This is a genomic window from Halobellus inordinatus (assembly GCF_024464655.1).
Lineage (GTDB): Archaea > Halobacteriota > Halobacteria > Halobacteriales > Haloferacaceae > Haloquadratum > Haloquadratum inordinatus.
Window position 1 is genome coordinate 68,949 of the sequence record NZ_JANHAV010000006.1, and the last position, 10,738, is coordinate 79,686.

Genomic DNA, 10,738 nt, shown 5'->3' on the forward strand with positions numbered 1-10,738 from the left:
CACGCACGTTCACTTCTGCTCGGCTGACCGGGAGTAATTTAACTGAGTGATACCTTCTCACGACCGTGACCACGCTCGTCCTTTGTGTCGACCGGTCCAACGACATCGGCCGAACGGCGGGGCTGGAACTCCCGATTGTCGGATGGGAGTCCGTCCAGTCCCTCGTCACCGACGTCGGACTGGCCGATCCGGAGGATTCGAGCGTCAACTGCCTGTTGGAAGCGCTTCGCGTCGCTCGCGACCTCGGCGACGAGCGCGAGGAGGCGGTCGTGGCGGTCGTCTCCGGCGGCGGAGACTCGCTGGTCGGGGCGGACCGATCCCTATCGGCTCAGGTCGACGCCCTCGTCGAGGAGTACGACCCGGAGTCGGCGGTCGTCGTCCTCGATTCCGCGAACGACGAGCGGGTCGTGCCCGTCGTCGAGAGTCGGGTCCGCATCGACTCGGTCGACCGCGTCGTCGTCCGGCAGGCCCACGACATCGAGTCGACGTACTATCTGCTCAAGCAGTTCCTGGCCGACGAAGAGCTCAGAACGACCGTTCTCGTGCCGCTCGGCGCGACGCTTCTGTTTATGCCGATCCTGCTGACGCAGTTCGCGCCGACGGTCGCCCTCGCGGGCCTCGCGGCGCTTCTGGGCGCGGTCCTGCTGTACAAGGGGCTCGCGATCGACGAGTACCTCGCGGAGATCCCAGAGCGGGTGCGCGCCGCGTTGTACTCCGGCCGGGTGTCGGTCGTCACCTACGCGGTCAGTCTCGGGTTGGGGCTCGTCGGCATCTTCCTCGGTGCGCTCTCGGTGACTCCGCAGTTCGGTCCCGAGTCGATCGTCCTCCGGACGATGCAGTTCACCTACAGCGCCGTCCCGTGGCTCGCGCTCGCGGCGCTCACCGCGAGCGCCGGACGGTTGCTCGACGAACTCATCGGGGCCGACGCCGTCAGCACCCCCTACCTGAACCTCCCGTTCGGGGTCGTCGCGCTCGGCTTGGTCGTCCGCGGCTTCGCCGGCTGGTTCCTCCAGCGCGAGGCCGTCCTCGCGGACCCACAGATTCTCGGGTACGTCGTGACGCCACAGCAACGGCTCGCGGGATTCATCGTCGCCGGGATCGTCATCAGCATCGTCGGCGTCCGGGTCGCGGCGAGTATGAGCGGCGAGGGATTCGACGACGTGGCGCAGTGAGTTTCGCACCAGGCGGGAGCTTTTATTCACACGATCCAATCTGTCGATATGTCCGAACGGAACGTCCGCGGCGGCGAACTCGCCACCTGTAGCGCCGATCCGACGACCGGATTCGAGCGCGACGGCTGCTGTGGAACGCATCCCGACGACCGGGGACGACACGAACTCTGTGCGGTGATGACAGACGAATTTCTGAGGTTCAGCAAAGAGCAGGGCAACGATCTCGTGACGCCGCGGCCCGAGTTCCAGTTCCCCGGGCTCGAACCGGGCGACCGCTGGTGTCTCTGTCTCGGCCGGTGGCTCGAAGCGCTCGAAGCCACGCGGACCGAGCGCCTCCCGGAGACGACCGTACCGCCCGTCGTTCTCGAAGCGACGAACGAGGCCGTGTTAGATTCCGTCGAACTGGAGACGCTCGAAGCCCACGCGTACGAGACGTGAGACGCATCTATCGTCGGGGTTGCCACTGATTCCGCACCCGATCACACGCTGTCGGGCGATCGGGTGAGCGAAGGCTTGCAAATGCTACTGTAAGACGAAAACCGTGTGGTCGCGGGAGTGCAGTCGCGGAATCGGGTCGTCGCGTCACTGCCGTCCCGCCCGCCGCGCTGTACGCTTCGGCCCGCTCTCCGGCGGGCGAATCGTTCTCCGAGGGCCGTCGGACGCCGAATTAGGACGCGCGGGCGCGGTACTCGCCGTGTTTGACGCCGATCGCGACGCAGATGATTCCGAAAACGAGCATCGCGGGCGTCACCATCATCAACACCGTGCTCGTGGCCATCACGCCCGCGGCGCTGAGAACTGCCGTCCCGGCGACGATCAGCGCCAGAAGAACGCCGGCCGTCGTGGTCAGGTTGAATTCCATACGGATGGGCGTTAGCACCCGTGCGACAAATGGGTTGCTGCCGTTCGCGTCCACCGAGAACGAACGTGGCGTCGAACTGTCGACGACGCTGAACGTCGGCACCGACAGCGAGCCGCGTGACGCAGTCTTAGACCGCGTGTCGGTTCACCAGGGCGCGAAGTCGGGGTCGATACGGCGGTCCGTCCGCTCGATCGCGTCGATCTTCGCGACGTCCTCGTCGTCGAGAGCGAGACCGAGTGACTCCCAGTTGTCGAGGATGTGTGCCTCGCTCGTCGCTTTCGGGATGGCTGTGACGCCCTTCTCGCGGAGCCACGCGAGCGACACCTGCGCCTCGCTGGCGTCGTGTTTCTCGGCGATTTCGGTCAGTTCGGGTACGTTGAAGACCTCTCCGCGGGCGAGCGGCGAGTACGCCACGACTTCGACGTCGCGCTCTGCGCAGTGCTCGCGGAGTTCCTCCTGGGGCAACAGCGGGTGCAGTTCGACCTGGTTCGCGAAGATCGGCGCGTCGGTTCGCTCGATCGCCTCGTCGATGTGTTCGGGCTCGAAGTTGCTGACGCCGATACGTTCGACTTTCCCGTCGTCGACGAGCTCGTCGAAGGCCCGAAGCGTGCCTTCGGAGTCGTACTCGCGGGACGGCCAGTGGACGTACAGGAGGTCGACGTAGTCGACGCCGAGCCGATCGAGACTCTCTTCGGCCGTGGCGAGGACGTCGTCGTACGCGAGGTTGTCGATCCACACCTTCGTCGCGAGGAAGACGTCCTCGCGGGGGACGTCGGCTGCGGCGATCCCGCGCCCGACGCTCTCCTCGTTGCGGTACGCCTGTGCGGTGTCGATGTGACGGTAACCCGCTTCCAGCGCCGTCCTGACCGCGTTCTCGCACTTCTCGGGGTCGTCGTTCTGCCACGTGCCGAGTCCGAGCATCGGCATTCCGTTCGCGAGCGGTACGCGTTGCTCTTGGTGATGACTCATATCCGATGAAGGTCGCTCGGCCGATTAGATGTTTGGATATCGGACGACGAGGTCACTCGGTGAGTCGCTGTTTCGCGAACCGTGCGAGCAACGGCAGATCGTCGAGGTGGATGAGTTTCGAGAGGCTGCGAATACTGCCGTCGTTTGCATCGCCGAGCGTGTCTACGTCCATCGCGTTCAGGTCGTTCATCAGGCGATCGTACCGTTCGTTCGGGGCGAGATACAGCAGTTGGGTCATCGTCAACCGCGTCCGCATATCCGGTGCGACGCGGGCGTGCCAGAGGGAATCGTAGATAGACATCGCGTCCGCAGACGTGTCCGTCTTCGAACCCATCAGGCAGCGGTCCGCAGTGATGGCAGCGGCCCGCGCAGATTCCATACACTTGTGGATTCCTTCGCCCCACAGCGGATCGATGGTCGGAACGGTATCGCCGATAGCCATGAATCCGTCCGTGCTGAGGTCGTCCGGCATCTGGATGTGTGCACTCCCGCGGTGCTGTTGTTTGTCCGTGAGGCGCTGGGCGTCGGCGAAGCGGGGGTCGGTCTCCAACCAGTGGTGGAGGTGGTCGTCGATGCTCTTCGACGTATCGCCGTACTCCTGGTAGCTCTCGTTTTGGATGTAACACAGGCCGACTTTCGCCGTATCGCCGCCCGTGTGGAATATCCACGAGTAGCCGCCGGGTGCGTACTCGTGGTCGAGGCGCAGCATCATCGCGTCGGTGAGATCCGCGAACTCGGGGTGGTCGATAGCGACGCCCTCCATCTCCCACTCGATGCCGATCGCCTGATGCTTCCGCTTGAGATCGCAGACGTCGAGTTTCTTCGCGAGCGGCGCTGCTGGCCCCGTGGCGTCCACGACGATATCACCGTACACCGTCTCGTCGCCGGCGTACTGCACCCCGACGACGGATCCGTCCTCCACGATGGGGTTGTTCACGCGTGCACCGAAGCGATACTCGGCGCCGTGTTTGCGCCCCTCGGCGACAAGCCACCGCTTGAACTCGGCGAACTCGAGCACGGCACCGGGTTGGTTCTGAACGAAGTGCTCGCTGGGGGATTCGAGGACGACCTCGTCGGTGTAGTTCATCACGACGTCGTCGGGAATCCCGAACGCGCCCGTCATCGACGCAAAGGTTCCCGCTGTCGACTTGTTCGACTGCCTGGGGAACTGGTCTTCGGGTTCTGCCTCTAGCACGAGTACGTCGTACCCGCGCTGTGCGAGGTCTCGCGCGCACTGTGCTCCGGCCGGCCCCGCGCCGGCGATGACGACGTCGTAGTTCTCAGACATAGCGTAGTTCCGTAGTGTACGTCGGCTGCAGATACTGGTGTACTGTTGCAGTGGTCGTGCGGACACCGCGCTGGAAGTGCTGTCCCGTTCGTTCGCGCCTTCGATCGGTTAGTACGGCGTCCGCAGTCATTACTACCTCACATCGGCGCGTAAGTAAAAAACGCGCCGGAACAGTCTTGTTTCCCACGAGACGGCGGAATCCCGTAGTCGAAAGCAACAGAATGCGTATGGCGTCGCTCGCGTCTCCGCCCTGATCGAAAGCAATTGGTAGCCGAGAGACTGCATCCGGTGACGCCGAAGACGGGTCGGCGTCGAGGACCTCTGACGTCCCCGTCCCCGCAGTGAACGATCCCGCGGTTCCCCACCGACGACGATGTCGTAGGCTTCGACCGGCATAGTTGCCTCTTGCTCCGGGCCTCTTACGAATGAACGGCACCGGTGTCCTGTTCCTCTCTCGTTCGTTTGCGCACCACCAGTAGTGGCAGATAAATGATAGGTGGCCAATAGAGTTATTTGTAGTTCTTCTCGGATTTTCGCGCAGTGATAATTGCGGGCCTAGCCTCTTGGTCACACGGAAACAGCTGACCACAACGAATGATAACTTCACTTCGCCGTCTCTTCGATCGGTTGACGATCGACCGACTCGACGTCGGTCCGAAGCTCATCCTCGCGTTCGTGCTCGTGGCAGCGCTCGTCGGAGTCACGGGTTTCGTCGGCTACGGAGCGGTGGGGACGGTCGACGAGGAGGCACACGTGATCGCCGAGGACGGGGAGAAGATGGACGCCGCCGCGCAGCTCATCATCGCGGTCGAACAGCAGCGCGCCGCAGTCCAGTCCGCACAGCTCGAGGAATCGGGCGCACGCGAATCGTTCCAGCAGGCGAATCAACGCTTCTCGGAGGCCGCCGCTCGGTTAGAGGACACACACCTGAGCGCGAGCCAACAGGAACAGTTCAGCGAACTCCGATCGAAACACGAGACGTATACCCAACTCGGAGAGGAGTTCTTCGCTGCGCGAGCCGCCGGAAACGCCGACGTTGCTGCCGACAGAGCGACCGAGATGGAAGCGCTTCGAACGCAGATGGAAGAGCACGCGCACACCATCGAAGCCTCGGCACAGGAAGATCTGACAGCGCAGGTCGCTGCGGCTGATCAGGTCACGCAGCGAACACAGCTCCAGATCCTCGGACTCACCGTCGCCGCGTTCGTCTTGGCCATCGCAATCGGGGTGTTCGTTGCCCGACGGATCAAACGGCCCGTCTCGCAACTCTCCGAAGCCGCCATCGCGGCCAGTGAAGGCGACCTCGACGCCGATATCGAGGACCATCCCGAGAACGACGAACTCGGTCGGATGGTCGACGCGTTTCAGACGCTCCAGGAGAATCTCCGCGGCACCGTCGACGAACTCGACTCCGTCAGTCAAAACCTCCAACAAGGCGACTTAGGGCAGGACATCGACACGTCCTATCCCGGGGTCTACGGCGATATTCTGATGCGAATCGACGATGGGACCGACCAACTCACTGGGAGTTTCAAGGAAATCAGAGACGTCAGCGACGCCCTCAGCGATGGTGACCTCGATCAGGAGATCGACACGGACCGTCCCGGTGCGTACGGTACTGTCCTCTCGAATCTCGACGAAGGAGTCAGCCAACTCCGCGCGAACGTTGGTAGCATTCAACAGATAGCCACTCAGGTGGCAGCATCGAGCGAGGAGGTTTCCAGTAGCGCCGAAGAGATCAAACAGGCGAGCGAGGAAGTTGCCGGCTCCGTCGAGGAGATCTCGGAGGGCGCCGAGAACCAAAGCGAGAGCCTCCGGGAGGTCTCCGCCGAGATGAACGATATGTCCGCGACGGTCGAGGAGATCGCCTCCTCCGCCGAGGAGGTTGCCGCGACGGCTTCGACCGCCGTCGAGCGGAGCCAGGAGGGCCAAGAGTACGCCGCAGCGGCGACAGAGGAGATCACGTCGATCGAAGAGCACGCAGACCAGGCAGCCGCTCGCGTCGACGCGCTCGACGACGAGATGGAAGAGATCGGTGAGATCACCGAACTGATCACCGACATCGCAGAGCAGACGAACCTGCTCGCACTGAACGCCTCGATCGAGGCCGCCCGGGCCGGTGAGGCGGGCGACGGTTTCGCCGTCGTCGCCGAGGAGATCAAAGGCTTAGCGCAGGAAGCAGCGCAGGCGACGAACGAAATCGAAGCCAGCATCTCGGACGTTCAAGCGATGACCGCCGAGACGACAGACGAGATGGAGGCGATGGATCAACAGGTCCAACGCGGCGCCGACACCATCGAGGACGCCATCGAGATGTTCGACGAAATCGCGGCCGCGGTCCAGCAAGCGGAGGGCGGAATCAGAGAGATCAGTACTGCTACCGACGACCAGGCCGCCTCCTCGGAGGAGGTCGTCGCAATGGCCGACGAGGTGTCGAGCGTGAGCGAAGAAACGGCCGCGGAGGCGAGCAACGTCTCGGCGGCAACCGAAGAACAGGCCGCCTCGCTGTCGGAGGCAACGGACAACATCCAACACCTGACCCAACTCGCGGAGTCCCTCCACGACCAAGTCTCGGAGTTCGAGATCGGTGACACCGCGGACATCGACCAGTCAGTCGCGTCGGAAACGGACGCCGGAACGGTCCCGGCACCAACCGGCACGGGCGGTGCGGCCGCAGCAGCGCAGACCGATGGTGGCGACCACACGGCTGGCTTCTCCCAGTAGCGACCCACCATCCACGAGTAAGTGCCGTCGAAAAAATCAGACGCGGTAGCGCGTTCCGTTCAGTAGAACTCGCGAACGAGGTCCATCGCGCCCTCGGGCGCACCGTCGTCGATCTCGGACATGTTCTCGTCGAGACCGTGCTTCTGGTCGTACGGCACGGACGATTCGTCCTGCCAGATGACGCCTTGGTACTCCTTGTCGGCCTCGAGGATCTTCTCTTTGGCAGCGTCGTAATCCGTGCGGTCGTGGCCCTCTTCGGCGACGTCGACGAGGCTGTCGCGGAAGTAATCGTAGGTGTCGACGTCGTTGAACGTCACGCAGGGGCTGAAGACGTTGACGAAGCCGAAGCCGTCGTGCTCGATGGCCTCCTGGACGATCTCGGCGTGCCGCTGGGCGTCAGTCGAGAACGACTGCGCGATGAACGTCGCGCCCGCAGCGAGCGCGAGCGCGAGCGGGTTGACCGGGGGCTGCTGGGGGCCTTCCGGCGTCGTCGACGTCTCGAAGTCCTCGCGCGAGGTCGGCGAGGCCTGGCCCTTGGTGAGACCGTAGATGCGGTTGTCCATCACGACGTACGTCATATCGACGTTGCGTCGGACGGCGTGGACGAAGTGACCCGCGCCGATGGAGTAGCCGTCGCCGTCGCCGCCGGCGACCATCACTTCGAGATCGGGGTTGGCGAGTTTGACACCTGTGCCGACCGGGAGCGCGCGCCCGTGCACGCCGTGGAGCGCGTACGAGTGCATATACGTCCCGATCTTGCCGGAGCAGCCGATCCCGGCGACGACGAAGGTGTTGTCGGGATCGTTGCCCGTGTTCGCGAGCGCCTTCATCATCCCGTTCATCGTCCCGAAGTCGCCGCAGCCGGGACACCACGTCGGTTGCTTGTCTGATTTGAAGTCCGTGAATCGAACGTCCGAGCTCATTGGTCTGCCTCCTGTAGGGCCGCTTTGATCTCTGCTGCGAGTTCGTCGGCCTTGAATCGCACGCCGTCGTACTTGTTCACGCGGTCGACCCGCGAGAGCGTGTCGTGCTCGACGATGTCCGCGAACTGGCCGGTGGCGTTACACTCGACGACGACGACGTTCTCCGCCGACTCGACTTCGTCGGTGAGGTCCGGTCGCGGGAACAGATACGGGACCGAGAGGAACCGCACGTCGACGTCCTCCTCTTCGAGGAAGTCGATTGCTTCGGTCATCGCGCCCTCGTTCGAGCCCCACGAGATGACGAGGTTCTCCGAGTCCGGGTTGCCGAACTCACGCGGCGTCCAGTCTTCTTCCTCGCGCGCGGTCTCGACCTTCCGGTTGCGCTTGTCGACCTGCTCGACGCGCATCTCGGTGTCTTCGGTCCGTCGCCCGAGCTCGTCGTGTTCGAGGCCCGTCGACATATGCGCACCCTCGGCTGTGCCGGGGAACGCGCGCGGCGAGACGCCGTCGTCGGTGATCGCGTGCGGCTGGAACTGCCCCTTCTCGTTTTGCCACTCGTCGATCGTCTCCTCGTCGACGACCTTGCCGCGCTCGATTTCGACCTCGTCCATATCGAACGCTTCCGGCGGGAACGTCTGCTCGGTCACAGCCATCGCGAGGTCCGCGGCGATGTAGACCGGCGTCTGGTACTTTTCGGCGAGGTTGAACGCCTCGACGGTCTTCCAGAAGCACTCCGAGATCGACGTCGGGCCGAGGACGAACCGCGGAATCTCGCCGTGGCCGCCGTACAGCATCATATTCAGGTCGCCCTGTTCCTGCTTGGTCGGCATCCCGGTCGAGGGACCCGAGCGCATCACGTCGACGATGACGAGCGGCGTCTCGCTCGTGGCGACGAGGCCGAACGTCTCGGCCATCAGGTCGATCCCGGGACCCGACGTCGCCGTCATCGAGCGCGCGCCCGCTCGGGCCGCACCGAGTGCGATGTTGATCGCCGAGAGTTCGTCTTCGGCCTGCACCACGTGGCCACCGAACTGCTCGATTCGGCCCGTGAGATACTCCATCACGTCCGTCGCAGGCGTGATCGGGTAGCCGGCGTAGAACTTACAGCCCGCGGCGATCGCACCCATTCCGATGGCTTCGTCGCCGTTGAGCAGGACGTAATCGGCGTCGGTCGTTTCGAGTTCGTAGTCGAACTCGTGGTCGTACTCCTCGGCGACGTAGTCGCGACCCTTCCGGGCCGCCTCTTTGTTGTTGTCGACGAGGGCCTGACCCTTCGAGCCGAACCGTTTCTCTAAGGCGCTGTCGAGGTTCTCGATCGGGAAGTCCGACACCTCACACGCTGCACCGAGGGCGACGACGTTGCGCATAATGGCACCGCCGGCCTCCTCGGCCAGTCGCTTGAGGGGGACGTCCAGTCCGACCATCCCCTCGGGGATCTCGACATTCTCCATCGTCGTTCGGTCGCCGTCGTAAATGATGACCGAACCCTCGTGGAGTTCGTCGAGGTTTTCCTCGATCGTGCGCGGGGTCAGTGCGATGAGCACGTCGAGGCGGTCGACGACACTTTGCACGGGGTCCACGGCGGTCCGCACCTTGTACGCCGTGTAGCCGCCACGGATCCGGGACGCGAAGTCCTTCGACGTGAATACGTGTCGCCCGGCCCGGGAAAGTGCCTGGGCGAAGATTTTCCCCGTCGAGTCGATGCCATCGCCGGCTTCGCCGCCGATGGCCCAGTTGAAGTCCGCAGGCATGTGGCTAAGAGGTTCCCTTGGATCTAAGAAAAGCCTTCTGAAAAGCATTGAAAAAAGGGGCGATTTGCTAGCCCAGAAAGTTAACGAACAAACGAGTATACTCCGAATATCGAACATACTGAGAAGCGAGTTGCAAATATTGCGCGAGTAACTGACCGTTCGTCCACAAGCAATTTCGAACGCGTGACGGGGAAGGGGCGGGACCGACCGATCGGGAGTTCTGGAGCTTTCATACTATCGGACAGAAGTTCGTGAATGATGTTGGCACCCACGGGGTGCCGAGACGCTTCACACAGTTCTGTCCGACAGTATCAATCGGGGTGTGCTCTACCGACGCCGGAAGGCAAAGTCCTTCTCACCGGACGAAAAACGTGAGCGTATGGACGCGACAGTCGCCGTCGGCGCCGTCAGAGACGTCGGACCGCAGACGGTTGCACTCGAGTTGGAGTCACCGGACGGATTCGACGCCGAGCCTGGACAGTTCATCAAACTCGCCGCCACTGTCGAGGGCGAGGAGTACGCGCGCTTCTATACGCTCTCCTCGCCGGGCGTCGACGACACCTTCGAGGTCACCGTCGGCGTCGATCCCGAGGAGGCCGGCCCGTTCAGCCAGTTCCTGCTCGACCTCGAAGCGGGAGACGAGCTCGATATCTCCGGGCCGTTCGGACAGAGCTACTACGAAGGGGAGGCACGCGTCGTCGTTCTCGCGGGGGGACCGGGCGTCGGCCCCGCGGTCGGCATCGCCGAGGCCGCCGTCGACGACGGCAACGAGGCCGCGATCGTATACCAGACAGACACGCCCGCGCACGAGAGCCGCCTCGACGCGCTCCGGGAGGCGGGCGCGTCTGTCGTCGTCGTCGACGGCGCGGTCGACGAGGAGGTCGCCGCCGCAGTGACCGGCGCCGACGACGAGCAGGTGTTCGTCTACGGCTTCGCGGCGTTCGTCGAGGACGCCACGGCGGCGCTCGACGTCGCCGGCGTCGACCCCGACGACGCGAAAGTCGAAAACTTCGGCTGATACTGTCGAACAGACGTCCGTGAAGCAGTGC

9 protein-coding genes are annotated in these 10,738 nt (G+C 63.8%); 4 read left to right on the forward strand and 5 right to left on the reverse strand.

Going from position 1 to position 10,738, the window contains the following annotated elements:
• Positions 1–65: 65 nt before the first annotated feature.
• Complete coding sequence (locus NO347_RS11850) at positions 66–1,172, forward strand: DUF373 family protein (protein ID WP_256289788.1); 1,107 nt, start codon at positions 66–68, stop codon at positions 1,170–1,172.
• A gap of 48 nt (positions 1,173–1,220) precedes the next feature.
• A complete protein-coding gene (locus tag NO347_RS11855) occupies positions 1,221–1,610 on the forward strand; it encodes a DUF2237 family protein (RefSeq protein ID WP_256289789.1) in 390 nt (129 codons plus the stop codon).
• 229 nt (positions 1,611–1,839) lie between these two features.
• On the opposite strand, the gene NO347_RS11860 is transcribed toward NO347_RS11855, so the two are convergent.
• The 3 genes from NO347_RS11860 to NO347_RS11870 all read right to left on the reverse strand — a co-directional run bounded on the left by NO347_RS11860 (position 1,840) and on the right by NO347_RS11870 (position 4,291).
• A complete protein-coding gene (locus NO347_RS11860; protein WP_121570629.1) occupies positions 1,840–2,034 on the reverse strand; it encodes a DUF7333 family protein in 195 nt (64 codons plus the stop codon).
• Positions 2,035–2,178: 144 nt separating this feature from the next.
• Entirely contained in the window at positions 2,179–3,003 is an 825-nt protein-coding gene (locus tag NO347_RS11865) for an aldo/keto reductase (RefSeq protein WP_425492386.1), read from the reverse strand.
• Between the two features lie 52 nt (positions 3,004–3,055).
• The gene (locus NO347_RS11870; RefSeq protein ID WP_256289790.1) at positions 3,056–4,291 is read right to left on the reverse strand and encodes a digeranylgeranylglycerophospholipid reductase; all 1,236 of its coding nucleotides are present in this window, start codon (positions 4,289–4,291) and stop codon (positions 3,056–3,058) included.
• A gap of 594 nt (positions 4,292–4,885) precedes the next feature.
• On the opposite strand from NO347_RS11870, the gene NO347_RS11875 reads away from it, so the two are divergent.
• The gene (locus NO347_RS11875; protein WP_256289791.1) at positions 4,886–7,015 is read left to right on the forward strand and encodes a HAMP domain-containing methyl-accepting chemotaxis protein; all 2,130 of its coding nucleotides are present in this window, start codon (positions 4,886–4,888) and stop codon (positions 7,013–7,015) included.
• 59 nt (positions 7,016–7,074) lie between these two features.
• Here the strand turns inward: NO347_RS11875 and NO347_RS11880 are convergent, their stop codons facing one another.
• On the reverse strand, positions 7,075–7,938 hold the full coding sequence (locus NO347_RS11880; RefSeq protein ID WP_256289792.1) for a 2-oxoacid:ferredoxin oxidoreductase subunit beta: 864 nt from the start codon (positions 7,936–7,938) through the stop codon (positions 7,075–7,077).
• A complete protein-coding gene (locus NO347_RS11885) occupies positions 7,935–9,689 on the reverse strand; it encodes a 2-oxoacid:acceptor oxidoreductase subunit alpha (RefSeq protein WP_256289793.1) in 1,755 nt (584 codons plus the stop codon). Before NO347_RS11885 ends, NO347_RS11880 begins: the two co-directional genes overlap by 4 nt.
• Positions 9,690–10,068: 379 nt before the next feature.
• On the opposite strand from NO347_RS11885, the gene NO347_RS11890 reads away from it, so the two are divergent.
• Entirely contained in the window at positions 10,069–10,707 is a 639-nt protein-coding gene (locus NO347_RS11890) for an FAD-dependent oxidoreductase (protein ID WP_256289794.1), read from the forward strand.
• Positions 10,708–10,738: the final 31 nt, after the last annotated feature.